This is a genomic window from Malonomonas rubra DSM 5091 (assembly GCF_900142125.1).
GTDB classification, from domain to species: domain Bacteria; phylum Desulfobacterota; class Desulfuromonadia; order Desulfuromonadales; family Geopsychrobacteraceae; genus Malonomonas; species Malonomonas rubra.
In genome coordinates this window covers 117,354-133,967 of sequence record NZ_FQZT01000007.1, presented here as the reverse complement: position 1 = coordinate 133,967, position 16,614 = coordinate 117,354, and the positions used below count along the sequence as shown (strand labels likewise).

The following is a 16,614-nucleotide window of genomic DNA, read 5'->3' as shown; positions in this document are numbered from 1 at the left end:
GGCCAGCCCCTTGCGGGACTGGCCTTCGCTCATTTTAATGCTTATTTTCTCTCAATCGATCAGCACGATATTGCGAACCAGATGGCGATTGACCAGGTAGCTCTCTCCTTCAGCAAAGAGGGGGAAAAACTCGCTGCCGCCGTTGATATAGTCGGTCAGCCGGGCGGCATGTGATGGCAGATCCATTTTGACGATTCCCTGCAGTTCAACACCGCCCGGAAAACAGATACGGACATTGCGTTCACTGTAGCCAAGGGCGTCGTCCAGTACGACCGGGCAGCAGACGTGGCTCAGCATCCTTTTGCGTATCAGGTGGAATTCGCCGTCCGTCGATTTGGCCGGGAGGAAGGGATCTTCTTCCAGCAGCAGGTCGAGAACAGTTTGTTCGCCGGAGTGAAACATGGCGTATTGGGCGAGAAAAACGGTGGCGCTCAGTTCAAAGCCATCAGCCATGAACAGGCGGATCTGCTCTTCCCTTTTTTCAACGCGGAAATCGTTGGTCATCAGCAACTCCTGCACAATTATTAGAAACAGCTAAACTAGAATAGCAGTAAGTGTCATCCAAGACAAGCGGTATCGACTTCTTCTTGGCAATCCCGCCGTGGTCTATTATTATTGAAGTTGACTATCTCGACGATCAACAACGACAACGGAGTCGAACGATGGCAAAAAAATGTCCCAGCTGCGGTGAAGAGTTAAAAGGTGAATACTGGTGCAACAACTGTAAAAGGGTCTTCAAGTGCCCGATCCCCGGTTGCGAAGCGATTATTCACAAGCCGGGCACAGCGGAATGCCCGCGCTGTGGCTTGTTTTTTGAGGATTACCTGAAAAATCGCAAAATGTATCGGCGCTGCCCGAAGTGTAAAAAGAAACAGGGCCTTTCAGAGCAGCAATGCCGTTTCTGCCGCCATTGGTTCAATTGCCCGACCTGTGGCGATAAGATTTCCACCAATACAGTTCTTACCTGTGCCCGTTGCGGTACCTCTTTACGTTAGTTTTCCTGCGGATCGCTTTAGCGATCCGCTTAACCGCTCCTTCTTCAGGTTCTGGACAACCTTGGTTTCACCTGTTAACCTATTGAAAATGTTAAATATCTCCTCTTTTTCGGGGGGTCCATGCTGAACATGCTACTGGTTGTTCTCTGGCTGTTTTCCTTCTTCTCGGCCGGTCACGCGCTGCTCTCCAAGCGTGATCCCCGCGCCGGACTCGGCTGGATTGTGACCTGCCTTGCAGTCCCGGGAGCAGGGGCACTGTTTTACTGGATGTTTGGAGTCAACCGCATCCGCACCCGCGCGTTGGAACTGCAGCGGCAAGGGCAGGGGATGCATTGGCTGAATGACGATACCCCTCCAAGTGATCTCGATTCCTGCTATTTCCCGGAAAGCACGACCAGTCGTGCCCTGATTCACCTCTCCGATGCTGTCACCCGTCGCCCCTTGGTTTGCGGCAATCGGGTCAAAGTGCTCTATAACGGCGAACAGGCCTACCCGGCAATGTTGGAAGCGATCCGCTCGGCCAAGGATTCGGTGTTTTTTTGCAGCTATATTTTCAAGGCGGATCGGACCGGACAGCTGTTCGTCAAGGAGCTGGCTGATGCCACCCGGCGTGGCGTGGATGTCCGGGTGCTGATCGATGCCTTCGGCCAGTATTACGCTTTTGCCAAAGTACGCAAGCTGCTGGCGGCAGAGGGGGTTAAGTACGCTGTTTTCATGCCGCCCAGTCTGACACGCAGTCTTTATCTGAACATGCGCAATCACCGTAAAATTCTGGTGATCGACAACCAGTGCAGCTTTACTGGCGGGATGAATATCTGTGACAAACACCTGGCAAAAATCAAGAACAACCCCCGCCGCACCATCGACCTGCATTTCCGTTTTGAAGGGCCGGTCAGCCACCAGCTGCGCGATGCTTTCCTGGAAGACTGGCATTTTGCAACCGACGAGAAACGCAAACAGCGGGAATGGCCAGAGGCTCAGGTCGTTGGCAACGCCTGCTGCCGCGGGATCAGTTCCGGGCCGAACGAGCCGCATGAAAAGCTGAACTGGATTCTGATCGGGGCGCTCGCCTGTGCCAAACGGCGTATCCGTATTATGACCCCTTATTTTATTCCTAACCGTGCCCAGCTAGCGGCAATCAACGCTGCAGCACTGCGTGGTGTTAAAGTTGAGATACTGCTGCCAGAGAAAAACAACCTGCCCTATGTTGCCTGGGCGACCAATGCTTTCCTCTTTGAGCTACTGGAGCATCAAGTCGAAATCTATTTCCAGCCACCCCCCTTTGTTCACAGCAAGCTATTGCTGATCGATGACGAGTATGCCCTGATCGGTTCAGCCAATGTTGATCCGCGCAGCCTGCGGCTAAATTTTGAATTTAACGTGGAAATATTCAGTGACGAGAGTATTGATGAACTCTGTGAACACTTCGACCAGTCACGCAAACTATCGCGGAAGGTGACGCTGGAAGAGATCGATCAGCGTTCACTGCCATTGCGCTTACGTGACTCTTTCTGCAAGCTCTTTACGCCTTACCTATAGAGATGTGATGAAGAAAAAAATCTGCTACTGCTTCAATTACAGCGAAGCCGACATACGCGACGATGTTCAGCGGAATAACGGTCGATCAGCGATTCTGGAAAAAATCGTGGCGGAAAAACAAAAGGGAAGCTGTCAATGCCCGGATATGCATCCTGAAGGGCGCTGATGCCTTGCCGACGTTCACCGTGTTGTGAACGACAGTCAAAAAAAGATGAAGCAATAATTGGTTATTTCTTTAATACTCTGGCGATGATGCTGGCCAGCTCTTGGTGCTCCATCGGTTTGGAGACGAAGCCGAGAATACCATTCTGAAGGATTTCTTCGATCTCCTTGTCGCCACTGTAGCCGGAGGCCATGATCACTTTGATCGCCGGGTTAACCTGCTTCATGGCAGCGTAGGTTTCCAAACCGTTCAGTTTCGGCATGATCATGTCGAGGATCACCAAATCAATATTGCGCCAGTTGCTGCGATAGTATTCGAAGGCGGCCTCTCCATCCGGAAAGCACTTCACCTGGTAACCCAACTCTGCCAGCATGGCCGAGGACACTTTTCGCACCAGCTCTTCGTCATCGACCAGCAGGATTTTTCCTTCCCCCCGCGGCAGAGGAGAGTCTGTGTCCAGCACCGCTTCCATGTCCTGTTCGATCAGCAGTGGCAGGTAGAGGCTGAAAGTCGTGCCGATGCCGAGCTCGCTGCTGACCTCGATAAAGCCGTGATGGCTGCGCAAGGTACCGTAAGCGCTGGCCAGCCCCATGCCGGTTCCTTTACCGATGTCCTTGGTGGTGAAAAAGGGATCGAAGATTTTTTTCAGGTTTTCCGGCTCGATGCCGGTACCGGTGTCGGTGATCTGCAGCTGCAGATAGGTTCCTGCGGCCAACTCCTCCGGACGTGTCTGGCAGTATTTTTCATCCAGTTTCTTCAGGTCGGTCTTGAAACTCAGTTCACCGCCATTCGGCATGGCATCACGGGCGTTAATGGCAATATTCAGCAGTGCATTCTGCAGCTGGCTGACATCACCCAAAACCGTGGAGTGGATGGCGTCGAAGTTTTTGCGGATGCGGATCTTCTTGTCGATGCTATGCTCCAGGATAGACGCCACCTCGTTGACCAGCATGTCGATTTTTATCGGCAGTTCCAGGCTGTCTTTTTTGCGGCTGAACGCCAGCAGCTGCTGGGTGACATCCGCTGCACGTTTTGCCGCGATCTTGATCTTTTGGGCGAAGGAGCGGGTCTGATCGTCCTGGGCTTTCAGCTCCATCAGTTCGGCATAGCCGAGCACGGCTGAAAGCTGATTATTGAAGTCGTGAGCGATCCCACCGGCCAGCAGGCCGATCGCTTGCAATTTTTCGCCCTGCAGTAAACGTTCTTCCAGGTCACGCTGTTCGGTAATGTCTAGCGCCAGCGAGAGCAGTCTCTTCTGTCCGGAAACCTCGATAATCTCGCCGAAATAGGAGCATTTACAGACACTGCCGTCCTTGCCGCGGGTCTCCAACTCCATCCCTGCGGCCCGGCCATCGCGGCGCAGAACTTCAATCAGCTGCTCACGGGTTTCCGGGGTGATCCACCCCAGTTCCGTTGATGTCCTGCCGATCACTTCTTCTTTGCTGAACCCGGTCACCTGGTAAAACTTTGCATTTGCATCCAGGTAGGTGCCGTCTTCCAAGTTGCTGATGGTAATCATGATCGGAGCATGGCCGAAAGCGCTGGCAAATTTTTCTTCGCTCAAGCGCAGGGCATCGGTGATGGCTTTTTGTTCGGTGATATCGTTGAAAAAGCCGTGCAGGACCTGCTTTCCATCCATTTCTAAACGGCTGGTTTTGATCTCGACATCACGCAGCTCTCCCCGCTTGGTCAGGACTTGGGTCACCAGGGTGGTGCCGCCCGGTTTCAAAAGATGCTTTTTGAAGCTTTCTGAATAATTGTTGCCGTCGCCATTGGTCGGATGCAGTTTTGCCTGTGGCTGACCAATCAGCTCTTCTTCACTGTAGCCGGTAATTCTCAGCAGCTCCTGGTTGCAGGTGAGGATTTTTCCGGATTCGCTATCTGCAATGCCAACCCCGTAGGGCGCATCATCAAAGAGAACCTGGAACTTCTTCTGTGACGCTTCCGCCGCTTCACGCAATTGACCCTGCTCACCGAACTGCCTGTTGACATAGCGTCGTATCCAGAAGATGGCGCTGATACCAAGCAGCCAGATGGTGCTGTTGGTCAAACTGATGATTTTGAGGTTCTGCAGGTTGGTGGCATTGTAGTTTGCCATTGGTACAGAAACACTGATCCCGCCACGGATATCACCGATTTTGTAGCCCTGGTGAGCGTGACACTTCAGGCATTTTTCTTCCGTGATCATCGGGTAAAGCATGCGCAGGTGCTCTTCATCGGCGATCATGGATATCTGCCAGGTTGGCATTTTCCCCGCGTGAATGTTTTGCAGCTGTTTCTCTTCCCACGGGTCGGGTGTGTTCTCGGGGCGGAGAGGCTTGAGGCTGGTAATGTGCCCTTTTACGCCGTACTGTTCGGCTGAAAGTTCGTGCACCTGGCGGGTCATATAGGCAGGGTTGAGCAGGGTCAGGTGCTGACCCGCTGGTGTTGTGATGTCACGGTTGGAAACGTGGGACAGGTAGGGATTGGGCGGGGTCTGCTCGGTTACCGGAACGTAGACACCGCCATGGTCGGTAGCCCAGCGTCGATAGACCAGGTCCTTATTATAGCTGACCAGGGCCTCTCTTTGTGCCAACTTGAAAACGCCAGCATCGCTAATTCTGATCTGGTTCCAGGTGCTGAACGCCAGCAACAGGGTCCAGATGGCAGCCATGATGCACCAGAGCTTGTTTTTTATCTGAAACCTCTTCCCTGTCATACTTGCCCTTCTGCGAAAACTAATTTCTCGAAGGTCGATGTGAAGCTAATGCCTTTAGCAGGACCGTAGAACTTCCATGCAGATTTTATCAAGCGGCACGATTTTGTCCACACCACCAAGTTTGACTGCTTCTTTCGGCATACCGTAAACCACCGAAGTTGCTTCATCCTGGGCGATGTTGTAGGCCCCCGACTCTTTCATTTCCAGCATCCCTTTGGCACCGTCATCGCCCATGCCGGTCATGATAACGCCGACACAGTTTTTCCCGGCGTAACGGGCGGCGCTGCGGAACAGCACGTCGACCGACGGGCGATGGCGCGAGACCAGCGGGCCATCTTTCACTTCAACATAGTAGCGGGCCCCACTTCGTTTGAGCAGGGTATGTTTGCTGCCGGGTGCGATCAGCGCACGACCACGCACGACTGTATCGTTGTTGGCGGCTTCTTTCACGCTGATGTTGCAGAGTTCATTGAGCCGCTGAGCGAAAGTGGCGGTGAAGTGTTCCGGCATGTGCTGCACGATGACGATGCCGGGAGAATCGGCCGGAAAAGATTCCAGAAAGACCCGCAAGGCTTCTGTCCCACCGGTTGAGGCGCCTACCACGATGATCTTTTCCGTGGTTTGAATCATCGCCTGGCTTTTGCTTGACCCTTTAGACAGCACGGCGTCGGCCGTCAATTTTGGCGCTGCGCTCAGTGTCGGTTTCGCCTGTTTCTGCAGGCGGGCTTGTGCCGCTGCTTTGACCGCATCGCAGATGCGGATTTTCGACTCTTCGAGAAACTGCTTGGTGCCGACCACCGGCTTGGTGATGATATCGACTGCACCGTATTCTAGGGCTTTAAGCGCGGTCTCCGTTCCCTTGCCGGTCAGGCTGGAGCACATCAGCACCGGGATCGGGTGCTGGCTCATGATCTTCTTCAGGAAGGTCAGCCCGTCCATGCGCGGCATCTCCACATCAAGAGTGATGACGTCCGGCACCTCTTCCTTCATCCGGTTGGCGGCGGCGAAGGGATCGTTGGCGGTTCCCATCACTTCGATCTCGGGATCGGAGTCGAGCAGTTGCTGCATGGTCTGGCGCACCACGGCAGAGTCATCGACCACCAGGACTTTAATTTTCTTTGCCATAGAAAACCCCGTATTTAAGTGTTGATCAATCCCAGTTCATCCAGCTTGTCGACCAGTTGCTGTTTCTCGATCGGCTTGACCAGGTAGGAGGAACATCCGCCCTGATAATAGGCTTCGATCACATCTTTCGGCGAATCGAGGGCGGTGGTCATGATGATTTTCGCTTCGTCTTTCGGTGTGATGCCGCGGACTTTTTCCATTGCGCGAATCGATTTGAGCACTTGGTGACCGTCGATACCGGGCATCATGATATCGAGACAGATCAGTTCGTACGGTTTTTCTTCTTCCAGCGCCAGGCGAACGCACTCGAGAGCTTCCTCTCCATTGCTGGCGGTGGTGGTGTCGCCGTAAGCCGAGAGCAGCTTTTGCATCAACTTCATACTGGTGTAATCATCTTCGACGATCAGGATACGCATGGGAAATTCTCCAGCTATCAGTTACAGGTTAAGATGTTTCAGTTCGTTCAGCACTTGCCGCATTTCAGCAGTCAATTGCTGGAATAAAAAGTCGATATCTAATTCGCCCGTACACTGTTCTTCCAACTCTTCAGCCAGCAGGGCGAGCTTTTCGGCGGCAATGTTTCTTGCCGCCCCTTTCAGCGAGTGGGCGTGGCGTTTCAACTCGGCGAGATTGCTGCTGTCATAAGCGTTCTGCAACGCTGCGAGTTGACTGTTACCGCTTTCCAGAAAGGCTTCACAGACCACTTTGATTGCTTCTGTGTCGCCATCCAGCCGCTTGCTGATGATGTCGACAGCGACCGTCGGCTGGGTTCTTTTCCCGCTGCTGTCACCGACCAGTTCGTCGATCTTATCGCGCAGCTCAGCCAGGTCCAAAGGTTTTGGCAGGAAGCCATTCATTCCGGCGGCGAAGCAGGCCTGCCGGTCTTCATCGCCGGCGTTTGCGGTCAGGGCGATTATCGGGATATCCTGTTCGTTCTCCTGGCTCGGCTGGGTCCGGATCAGCTTGGTTGCAGCATAGCCGTCAAGTACCGGCATAACAACATCCATCAGGATCAGGTCGAATTGCTGCTGGTCCAAAGCCTCGACCGCCTTCAGGCCATTTTCCACCAGGGTCGAACGATGCCCCAGCCGCTCCAGCAGGATGCGGACGATTTCGCTGTTCACCAAGTTATCTTCAGCGACGAGGATATTCAATCCCTTGCTGCGATCGACCGGCCCTTTTATGTGGGGCATCTGCTGATTTTGCTCGGGGTCTGTCAGCTGCAGGGTTTTTCTTACTGCCTGTTGCAGCTCACTGGCCGAAATCGGTTTTTGCAGATAATCGATGAAACCGGCTTCCTGCCAACGCTCCGGTGAAATTCCGACACCGCCACTGAGCATCAGCAGGGGGAAATCATCGATTTCCGGGTCGTCTTTTATTTTCTCTGCCAGCTCCAGCCCGTTCAGCCCCGGCATCGAATAATCGATGATCGCCAGACAGACAGATTCACCTTTTTGCCGTTGCTTTTTCAACAGCGACAACGCCTGGTAGCCATCGTGGGCAACCAGTGATTGAAAGCCGAGTGTTGCCAGGATCGCGCTGTAAACGCTGGCGGCGTTGCTGTTGTCATCGACCAGCAGAACCTGCTGCTCTTCAGCCTCTGTCGGGGCCTCTTCCTCCGCTGTTTCGGCGATCAGAATCTGGGCACTGAAAGAGAAGGTGCTGCCCTGGCCCGGAGCGCTTTGCAGTTCTAGGTTGCTGTCCATCGCTTGCAGAATTTGCGAGACGATGGCCAGTCCGAGGCCGGCGCCTTCGTTCTGCCGGTTAGAGCCGTTATCAAGCTGAACGAAACTGCGGAAAATATCCTGCTGCTTTTCTTCTGGAATGCCGATCCCGGTGTCGCGAATGGCAAAGGTGAGCGGAACCTTGGTTCCGGCAACGGCCGGTCCTTTACTGCGGACTTTCAGCTCAACCTCACCGGAGCTGGTAAACTTGATCGCATTCCACAACAGGTTGTAGATGACCTGGCGCAGGCGGCTGGAATCACCGATGACCTGCTGCGGAATATCTTTCGGGACATCGTAAATCAGTTCCAGCCCCTTGCTGCGCGCTTGAACGCTAAGGCCTTTGACCGTTTCGTCCAGTAACTGGGGCAGGTTGAATTGTTCTTCCTGCAATCCCAACCCGATCTGTTGCCAGCGGCTGAAATTGAGGATGTCGTTGAGCAGGCTGGAGAGCGCCTTGGCAGACTTGTTGGCCATCTCCAGGCATTCACGTTGTTCCCGGTCAAGCTCGGTGTCGAGGACCAGCTCGGTCATGCCGATAACACCGTTCATCGGTGTACGGATCTCATGGCTCATGGTCGCCATGAAACGGTCTTTGATCGCGTTGGCCTGTTCCGCTTCATGTTTGGCGTCGATCAGTGCTTGCTGCGTTTTTTTGATCGCGTCGATATTCTCAATCTGGGCAATGATCTGCTTGACCTGACCCTGGTTATCCCGCGTAACCGAGGCGGACACCCGGGCCCGTATTTTTTCGCCCGATTTGCGCAGGTAGTTCTTTTCCATCTGTACATGGTCACGCTCCCCGGAGAGCAGGCGCTGGAAAAGTTCCTGAATGTCGTCGATCTCATCAGCACAACTTAAACCGATGCAGTTCTGTTGTTTCAGTTCTTCCGGGCTGAAGCCGAGCATGTTACACATCGCCTGGTTGGTCTGGGCATAATTTCCGTCCCTGTTGATCAGGGCCATACCGATCGGAGCGTACTCGAAAGCGTTGCGGAACTGGTCCTCACTTTCATGCAGCAGTTCCTGCGTCCTCCGATTTTTAACATTGGCCCGACTCCAGGCAAGGGAGAGCAGGGCCAGAAAGCTAATGGCGAGCAGTGCAATTGCTTGTGACTGAAAGCGGTGCGGCTCAACCATCAACTCCGGTGGGATCCTGGAGACCAGGAACCAATCTTCGCTGACAGAACCTTTCAGTTGTGAGTTGTGCACGTCCTGTAAATGTTTAAAAAGAGAGATGCGGGCATAGCTGTACAGACCGTTATCGGTTGCGAGCTGGCCTCTGGTTCCTTCGCTGATTTTCTGCCAGGTATCAGGAGCGTAACGGGAAAAGGTGCTCTGATTCCGCTCCCTCAGGACAGAGCCCCACTCCTGCTCTGCGCTGGGGCCGATAATAAAATAGCCTGCTTGATTCAGTAAAAGATGTTCCCCGGCCTGCTCGGAAAAAACCTGCTGCAACCGGTTCAACAGGTGCGATGCACGATAGTTCAGCACGATCAGCCCCTGAACCTCTCCCTGCTGATCGGTGATCTGGGCTGTCAGGCGCAGCATCGGCTTAAATGGCAGTTCGACCCTGCCATTTTCCATATTCAGATCGAGAGCGGAAATATAGATGTTGTTGCCGGGGCGCATACCTTCTTGGAAATAGTAACGGTCGCTTTTGTCCTGCAATTGATGTTGCGGGATCAGTTGAGCGCCGTCATCCGGTGTCCAGTCGACACGAATCTGCTCTCTGCCCAGCGGATCGATGAAACGGATCTGGTCATAGATTTTGTTGTTGTTGCTGAAGGCAAAAAAGTCTTCCTGCAGATGGGAGAATCCTTGCGGGACCAAGACACCCTTTTCGATATGTGGCGTCGCCAAAGCAACCAGGACTTTAAGCTCTCCGAGCAAGGGTTCAATGGTCTGGTAGAAGGCCAGTTCCTGCCGCTTCAACAGGCTCTCCTGCTCCAGGGAAACCAGCTTGTCGTAGTCGAACTGGACGTGGCGAAACGTCAGTCCGAAGACCAGGGACAGCCCGAGCAGGATCGGCAAGAATATTTTACAAAACTCTTTCAGCAGTTCTTTCATCGCAACCGTTATATCGGCCTGAAATCAAAAAGTGAGCAATTCTTTTTTTACCCATTTACGCAAGACTTCGCCGGTATCTGAGTAGAATATGAGTTTGCGCCCCTGAGGCCCCCCGATATCGGTGACCATCGGCTCATAGCCGGAGCGGTTGAGGGTAGCGATGGCGCTGCGCACATTTTCGGCTCCGATTGTACCGATTCTGCGGTTGTCTTTAGTGCTGAACATGTCGGCGCCACCGAAAAGTTTGACAATGGTTTCCCGCCGCTTTATTCCTTTGCGCTGGAATTCGGCCAACAGGAATTCAATTGTCTGATCCGCATATTTGCCGGGCTTTATCTCTGTGCCGTTCGGCATGGTGATATGGCACATGGCTCCAATGCGCAGCCGGGGACTGTAGAGGACCAATGAAACGCAGGAGCCGAGAACGGTGGTAATTTCCGTCGGCTCAACCGCGATGGCCAGTTCCCCCGGGTGCAGGAAAATCTTGTCCAGACTCCGACAGGGCAGGCTCATTGCAACTTCCGGTAAATCGTCGGCGCCACCTGGGTAAAGGGTGTCTGGTAGCCGTGCAACGATTCCGAATGACCGAGGAACAGATAGCCACCCCGGTTCAGGTAGCGGCTGAACTTGTTCATCAACTGTTCCTGGGTTTGCTTGTCGAAGTAGATGATGACGTTGCGGCAGAAGATGATATCGACCATCTCCGGCAGGCCGAAATCTGCGGCCATAAAGTTAAGGCGACCGAAGCGGATCTTTTTGCGCAGTTCCGGTACGATGCGGATCTGCGGATTCTGTTTGTCTTTGCCGCGCAGCAGGTATTTGCGCCGATAGAGGTTGTCGACCGGATCAATTCGTTCCATCGGGTAAACCGCGCGGCGGGCGACATCGAGAACTCGGGTCGAAATATCTGTGGCGAGGATATCGAAGCTGAAGCTTTTGTTCTGTTCCGCGACCTCGGCCAGCACCATCGCCATGGTGTAAGGCTCTTCCCCGGTCGAGCAGCCAGCACTCCAGATGCGCAGCTTACGGCGCGGCTCGTAGCGGCGAAGCTCTTCCAGTTCCGGCAGAGCCGTGTTGACCAGGTAATCGAAATGGGAGGGCTCGCGGAAAAAGTCGGTTTTGTTGGTGGTCACCGCGTTGATCAGGTGAACCATCTCCTCTTCTTTGCCTTTGTCACTGAAAAGGAAATCACAGTACTCGGTAAAATTCTTCAGTCGTAATGCCCGCAACCTTTTGTTCAACCGGCCGGTCAACATGGTGGTTTTGCTCGACGGCATTTTTATGCCCAGCTCGTTGTAGATAAACTGACTTAAGCGGTCGAAATCTTTTTGGCTCAGGGTCGCTTGCATAAGGGTGCTCACATGGCAAGAACGGGGAGCGGGCTGGTCGCCCGCTCCCCATCGGATCAATCATGATTTAGAAACGAGTGAATTCATCATCCAGTTTGTCGCCATCGGCGCCCATATCCAGATCCAGACCGCCACCAGTCGTGGCTTGTGGAGCTTTCGGTGCGGGGCGTTTCGGTGACGGTAACGCTGCTTGGGAGACCCGTGGTTGCGGCTTGGCAGCCCGGAAGCCAGCGCCCATGTCAATTTTGAAGAAGCCGATGGTATCCTGCAGCTGCTCGGCCTGGCTGGAAAGTTCTTCCGAGGTCGAAGCCATCTCTTCAGAAGCCGAAGCGTTCTGCTGAATGACCTGGTCCAGCTGCTGGATCGCCTTGTTGACCTGCTCGGCGCCGGTATCCTGCTCCTTGCTGGAGGCGGAAATTTCCTGCACCAGTTCGGCAGTGCGCTGGATGTCGGGCACCATCTTGGCCAGCATTTCACCCGCCTGTTCGGCGACTTCGACACTGGTGCTCGACAGCTCGCTGATTTCCGCGGCTGCGTTCTGGCTGCGTTCGGCCAGCTTGCGGACCTCGGCGGCGACAACGGCGAAACCTTTGCCGTGCTCACCGGCGCGGGCTGCTTCGATGGCGGCGTTCAACGCCAACAGATTGGTCTGGCGGGCGATCTCTTCGATGATAGAGATCTTCTCGGCGATATTCTTCATCGCGGTGACCGTCTGGGCGACCGACTCGCCACCTTCCTTGGCATCTTCCGCGCTCTTGACCGCGATCTTCTCGGTCTGCATGGCGTTGTCGGCGTTCTGGCGGATGTTGGCGGCCATCTGCTCCATCGAGCTGGAGGCTTCTTCCGCTGCTGCCGCCTGCTCGGTCGCACCCTGGCTCATCTCTTCCGAGCTGGAGCTGAGCTGCTGGCTGCCATCGGTGACCTGTTCCGAAGCCATCTTGACGTCCATGACGACCTGCTTCAGCCGGTCGACCATGCCGTTGAGCGCCTGGGCCAGCTGGCCGACCTCATCCTGCTGATCAAGGTCAACGGTCGCGGTCAGGTCGCCGCTGGCAATGGTTTCGGCAAACTGGACCCCCTGGCGGATCGGGTTGACGATGCCGCGGGCGATAACGAGACCAGCGACGACCCCGATCGGCAGGGCGATGATGACCATAATGATGACGCCCCAGCGGGTCTTGCCGGCAGCGGCAAGCATCTGCTCGTCGGTCATCACGTTCGCTTCAACGGTTTTGTTGATATTGCCGAGTATTTCCTGGACGTTGTGGAGCGCCGGTTTGGTGTCAGAAGCATAGATCGTTTGTGCTTTTTGCATGCCTGCCAGCATTTCCGAAGCCCGATCTTTCATTTTGTTCAAGGTACCGGAAGTTTTTTCCAAGGCCACAACAGTTTCGGTTTCAAAGATGTGGTGGGCTCGGTTCATGTCACGACCCGCATCTTGAATCTTTATGGCGGACTCGTGCAGGTGCATATGTGGTTCCTTGATTGCCTCGATCAAGCGCGCCATTTCCGGGTCGGACTTCGCGACCTTGCGCCCTTCCTCGCCGTAGAGAAACTTGCCCAGTTTGCAAGTGTTGTGGTCGGTGTGTACGTTGAGGCGGCCATTGTTTTCAGCTAAGTAGGTGAGGACCACATTCACCCATTTCAGGTGATCCGCCTCTTTTTCTGCCAGAAACTTCGGCAGGTGAACATCGGCCTGATGGAAAGCGTCGCCGATATGGACAGCCGATTCATGCAAGTGTGTGTGGTGCTTTTCGATATCGGCCAGCAACGGGGCAATGGCAGGCACCATCTGTTCGGCCTGTTTACGCCCTTCGCCGTAGTACCATTTACCGAAACCGCACTGTTTCGGATCGGTCTGGACTTCCAGCTTGGTGACTTTTTCGTCGGTCAGCAGCTCATTGACCTTGTTGGCCCAGTTGAGATGGTCGACTTCCCGCTGCACCATGATCCCGCGCAGCTTGTTGCCGTCGATAACCTCAGACGCGTTGCCGACAATCCCGCTGATGCCGAAGATAGACCAAAGACCGACGGCGGTGATCAGAATCAGCATCAGGCCGAAGCCGATACCCAGTTTTTTCCCCAGTTTCAGATTTTTCCAACCCATGTGTGACCTCCTCTAGTTATTAGCTGTTACAGATCCCTGTTTTGTTATGCTTTTTGAGCCCGTGTTTAAACAGTTATCTGCATAGGCCAAACCGGGGAAGGTGCTTATGTGGCTTCGTCTATGCTGTGGTACTTCAATTATTGACGGGCGTACTGCTGACATTTTTTGCCAATCAGGCCGCTGAACTTTTTACTTCGGCAATCTCTTCGACGGAGAAGACCCTGTCGATGTCGAGCAGGATGACGAAGTGCTCCTCCTGCTTGCCCATTCCCTTGATGAAATCGGTCGGCAGCTTGGTCCCCATTTTGGGGGCCGGTTCGATCTGCTCCGGTTCCAGGTCGAGCACTTCCTGAACCGAGTCGGCCAGCGCGCCGAGAACTGTCGTTTCACCGTCCATCTCGATCTCGGTGATGATGATGCAGGTGTTCACGGTGTCTTCGGCCTGCGCCATATCGAACTTCAGCCGTAAATCCATGACCGGCACAACACTCCCGCGCAGGTTGATGACTCCGCGCATGAACTCGGGTGTTTGCGGCACCCGGGTGACGTTGGTGAAGTCGAGCACTTCACGCACCTTGCCGATCTCCAGGCCGAATACCTCGTCATCCAGTTTGAATGTCAGGTATTGGTTGCTGTCGATCCCTTCGGTTTCACCCATTGTTTTCTCCTTTCCAGATACTGATCAGGCAACAAGGTAATGATTAAGCAGCTTCCTGCTCTACTTTTTTGGCTAAATGATTCACATCCAGAATCAGCGCCACTGTGCCGTCACCGAGGATGGTGGCCCCGGAGAGCCCTTTGACGTCCTTGCACATGCGACCCAACGTTTTGATGACACTCTGGTGCTGACCGACCACCTGGTCGACAACGAAACCGACCCGGTTGCCGTTGAGGTTGGTAATGACCACCTGCTCAACGTCGGGCGGCTCACTGATCGCTTCGAACTCCTGCCGCAGCGGGATGTAAGGAACGATCTGGTCACGTACGTTGACCAGGTGACGGCCGTGGGCATTGGCGATGTCCTGCCGGGTCAGCTCAACGCACTCTTCGACGATCGATAGCGGCAGGGCATAGGATTCGTTGTCGACGCTGACCAGCAGGCTTTCAACGATCGCCAGTGTCAGCGGAATGCGGATGCTGATGGTTGAACCGACCCCTTGCTGGCTGTCAATGCTGATACTGCCGCGCAGCGAATCGATCGAGCGCTTGACGACGTCCATGCCGACGCCACGGCCGGAGACGTTGCTGACCACCTTGGCGGTGGAGAAGCCGGGGGCGAAGATCAGGTTATAGATTTCCGTGTCGCTCAGCTTGGCGTCGGCGCTGATCAGTCCTTTTTCCACCCCTTTTTCGAAGATAGCATCGCGGTCGAGACCTTTACCGTCATCCTGGATTGTGATTTCGACGCTGTCGCCGGAGTGTGCTGCCGTCAGCAGCACGGTGCCGGTTGCCTGTTTGCCGGCTGCGGCGCGGACATCCGGGGCTTCGATACCGTGATCCAGGCTGTTGCGGATCAGGTGAACCATCGGGTCGTTGAGTTTTTCGATGACCGTCTTGTCCAGCTCGGTCTCGGCACCGGAGGTTTTCAGTTCGATATCCTTGCCCAGCTCGTTCGACAGGTCGCGTACAAGACGCTTGAATTTGCTGAAGGTGGTACCGATCGGCAGCATGCGCATGCTCAAAGAGTTGTCACGCAGCTCGGCAGTGAGGCGTTCGACCTCTTCGGCGATGGCAACCAGCTCGGAATCTTCACGCATCCCGGCGGCCTGCGACAGCCGCGCCTGCACGGTGACCAGCTCGCCGACCATGTCGACCAGGTAATCGAGCCGTTCGGCCGGGACCCGGACGCTGGTGGCGGTTTCCTGCGCTTTGCGCTGGGTCCGCGCGGCGCGTACCATTTCCTGCTCTTTCAGCGCCGATTCGATCTTTTCCTGCGGCACGACATTGGAGTCGATCAGTTTCTGGCCGATCGGTTTGTTCTGGCCGAGGATTTCGTCCAACTCCTGCTGGGTTATGTCACCGCGGGCGAGCAGGATCTCGCCGATGCGCATGTAATCGACGTCGGCGTCGGGATCTTCGCCATCATCGATGACATCGATTTTCAGCTCGATATCATCTTCGACGAAGATGAAGACGTCCTTGATGGCGTTGAGCCCCTGGTCGGTGGTGAGAATGATATCCCAGTGCAGGTAGCACTCTTCCGGCGCCAGCTGGTCGAGGCTCGGAATATCGCCGGTGTGAGCCACCATCTGGTGCGGCCCGAGTTCGGCCAGTTCGCGCAACAGGCCGTCAGGGCGGGTCCCGGTGTTGATGATGTGACGGTCGAGCTTCAAGCTGATGCGATAGGTGGCATCGGCGTTTGCTGAAGGAGCCTCGGCGACAGGCGCTGGCGGTTCGACAGGCGCATCGTCAAAGAGTCCATAACCTAAATCTTCGGGAGCGGTTTCGACCGGGGCGGCTGGTTGCTGTCCGGGTACCATCTGCTGGAACGCCGTCACCAGCTCTTCGCCGCGCGCTTCATCGATATCTTCACCGCTGAGCAGGCTGCTGATATGGTCGCGCGCTGCCAGCGATTTGCTGACCAGTTCTTTGGTCACCGGGACTTCGCCGTTACGCACCAGGTCGTAGACCGTTTCCACTTCGTGGGTGAAGGCGGCGATGTCATCAAAGCCGAACATGGCGCCGGAGCCTTTGATGGTGTGCATCGAGCGGAACACCTTGGCGACCAGGTCCATATCCTCCGGTGACTCTTCCAGTTCCAGCAGGGAGTCCTCCAGATCGCTCAGCAGTTCGGCAGCTTCTTCGCGGAAAATTTCTTTTTGTTGATCGAGCATGGCTGAGATC

Annotated in this window: 13 protein-coding genes; 3 read left to right on the top strand and 10 right to left on the bottom strand. The window is 54.8% G+C overall.

Features of this window, described 5'->3' with window-relative positions:
* Positions 1-51: 51 nt before the first annotated feature.
* The gene (locus BUB13_RS10975) at positions 52-504 is read right to left on the bottom strand and encodes a hypothetical protein (protein WP_072908799.1); all 453 of its coding nucleotides are present in this window, start codon (positions 502-504) and stop codon (positions 52-54) included.
* Between the two features lie 158 nt (positions 505-662).
* On the opposite strand from BUB13_RS10975, the gene BUB13_RS10970 reads away from it, so the two are divergent.
* From BUB13_RS10970 to BUB13_RS10960, 3 genes are all read left to right on the top strand, one after another.
* Positions 663-995, top strand: a complete 333-nt coding sequence (locus tag BUB13_RS10970) for a hypothetical protein (protein ID WP_072908798.1) — start codon at positions 663-665, stop codon at positions 993-995.
* Between the two features lie 120 nt (positions 996-1,115).
* On the top strand, positions 1,116-2,534 hold the full coding sequence (gene cls / locus BUB13_RS10965; protein WP_072908797.1) for a cardiolipin synthase: 1,419 nt from the start codon (positions 1,116-1,118) through the stop codon (positions 2,532-2,534).
* 7 nt (positions 2,535-2,541) lie between these two features.
* Positions 2,542-2,700 carry a bacterioferritin-associated ferredoxin gene (locus BUB13_RS10960; RefSeq protein WP_072908796.1) on the top strand — a complete coding sequence of 53 codons (159 nt, stop codon included), beginning with the start codon at positions 2,542-2,544 and terminating at the stop codon, positions 2,698-2,700.
* Between the two features lie 61 nt (positions 2,701-2,761).
* On the opposite strand, the gene BUB13_RS10955 is transcribed toward BUB13_RS10960, so the two are convergent.
* The 9 genes from BUB13_RS10955 to BUB13_RS10915 all read right to left on the bottom strand — a co-directional run bounded on the left by BUB13_RS10955 (position 2,762) and on the right by BUB13_RS10915 (position 16,604).
* On the bottom strand, positions 2,762-5,350 hold the full coding sequence (locus tag BUB13_RS10955; protein ID WP_072908795.1) for a hybrid sensor histidine kinase/response regulator: 2,589 nt from the start codon (positions 5,348-5,350) through the stop codon (positions 2,762-2,764).
* A gap of 99 nt (positions 5,351-5,449) precedes the next feature.
* Entirely contained in the window at positions 5,450-6,520 is a 1,071-nt protein-coding gene (locus BUB13_RS10950) for a protein-glutamate methylesterase/protein-glutamine glutaminase (protein WP_072908794.1), read from the bottom strand.
* Positions 6,521-6,534: 14 nt separating this feature from the next.
* Positions 6,535-6,936 carry a response regulator gene (locus BUB13_RS10945; protein WP_072908793.1) on the bottom strand — a complete coding sequence of 134 codons (402 nt, stop codon included), beginning with the start codon at positions 6,934-6,936 and terminating at the stop codon, positions 6,535-6,537.
* Positions 6,937-6,957: 21 nt separating this feature from the next.
* Positions 6,958-10,314 (bottom strand): response regulator, encoded by a 3,357-nt coding sequence (locus BUB13_RS10940; RefSeq protein ID WP_072908792.1) that lies wholly within the window; start codon positions 10,312-10,314, stop codon positions 6,958-6,960.
* Positions 10,315-10,338: 24 nt separating this feature from the next.
* The gene (locus tag BUB13_RS10935; protein WP_072908791.1) at positions 10,339-10,827 is read right to left on the bottom strand and encodes a chemotaxis protein CheD; all 489 of its coding nucleotides are present in this window, start codon (positions 10,825-10,827) and stop codon (positions 10,339-10,341) included.
* On the bottom strand, positions 10,824-11,663 hold the full coding sequence (locus tag BUB13_RS10930) for a CheR family methyltransferase (protein WP_072908879.1): 840 nt from the start codon (positions 11,661-11,663) through the stop codon (positions 10,824-10,826). Before BUB13_RS10930 ends, BUB13_RS10935 begins: the two co-directional genes overlap by 4 nt.
* A gap of 67 nt (positions 11,664-11,730) precedes the next feature.
* On the bottom strand, positions 11,731-13,770 hold the full coding sequence (locus BUB13_RS10925; RefSeq protein ID WP_072908790.1) for a methyl-accepting chemotaxis protein: 2,040 nt from the start codon (positions 13,768-13,770) through the stop codon (positions 11,731-11,733).
* A gap of 172 nt (positions 13,771-13,942) precedes the next feature.
* A complete protein-coding gene (locus tag BUB13_RS10920) occupies positions 13,943-14,428 on the bottom strand; it encodes a chemotaxis protein CheW (RefSeq protein ID WP_072908789.1) in 486 nt (161 codons plus the stop codon).
* Between the two features lie 43 nt (positions 14,429-14,471).
* Positions 14,472-16,604: a chemotaxis protein CheA gene (locus tag BUB13_RS10915; RefSeq protein ID WP_072908788.1), complete on the bottom strand. Its 2,133-nt coding sequence runs from the start codon at positions 16,602-16,604 to the stop codon at positions 14,472-14,474.
* Positions 16,605-16,614: the final 10 nt, after the last annotated feature.

What these genes read in the sequence shown, in the direction of transcription:
- BUB13_RS10920 (WP_072908789.1), bottom strand. Translation starts at nt 14,428, where the DNA reads ATGGGTGAAACCGAAGGGATCGACAGCAACCAATACCTGACATTCAAA.
- BUB13_RS10970 (WP_072908798.1), top strand. Translation starts at nt 663, where the DNA reads ATGGCAAAAAAATGTCCCAGCTGCGGTGAAGAGTTAAAAGGTGAATAC.
- BUB13_RS10945 (WP_072908793.1), bottom strand. Translation starts at nt 6,936, where the DNA reads ATGCGTATCCTGATCGTCGAAGATGATTACACCAGTATGAAGTTGATG.
- BUB13_RS10930 (WP_072908879.1), bottom strand. Translation starts at nt 11,663, where the DNA reads ATGCAAGCGACCCTGAGCCAAAAAGATTTCGACCGCTTAAGTCAGTTT.
- BUB13_RS10935 (WP_072908791.1), bottom strand. Translation starts at nt 10,827, where the DNA reads ATGAGCCTGCCCTGTCGGAGTCTGGACAAGATTTTCCTGCACCCGGGG.
- BUB13_RS10915 (WP_072908788.1), bottom strand. Translation starts at nt 16,604, where the DNA reads ATGCTCGATCAACAAAAAGAAATTTTCCGCGAAGAAGCTGCCGAACTG.
- BUB13_RS10955 (WP_072908795.1), bottom strand. Translation starts at nt 5,350, where the DNA reads ATGGCTGCCATCTGGACCCTGTTGCTGGCGTTCAGCACCTGGAACCAG.
- BUB13_RS10975 (WP_072908799.1), bottom strand. Translation starts at nt 504, where the DNA reads ATGACCAACGATTTCCGCGTTGAAAAAAGGGAAGAGCAGATCCGCCTG.
- BUB13_RS10925 (WP_072908790.1), bottom strand. Translation starts at nt 13,770, where the DNA reads ATGGGTTGGAAAAATCTGAAACTGGGGAAAAAACTGGGTATCGGCTTC.
- BUB13_RS10940 (WP_072908792.1), bottom strand. Translation starts at nt 10,314, where the DNA reads ATGAAAGAACTGCTGAAAGAGTTTTGTAAAATATTCTTGCCGATCCTG.
- BUB13_RS10950 (WP_072908794.1), bottom strand. Translation starts at nt 6,520, where the DNA reads ATGGCAAAGAAAATTAAAGTCCTGGTGGTCGATGACTCTGCCGTGGTG.
- cls (WP_072908797.1), top strand. Translation starts at nt 1,116, where the DNA reads ATGCTGAACATGCTACTGGTTGTTCTCTGGCTGTTTTCCTTCTTCTCG.
- BUB13_RS10960 (WP_072908796.1), top strand. Translation starts at nt 2,542, where the DNA reads ATGAAGAAAAAAATCTGCTACTGCTTCAATTACAGCGAAGCCGACATA.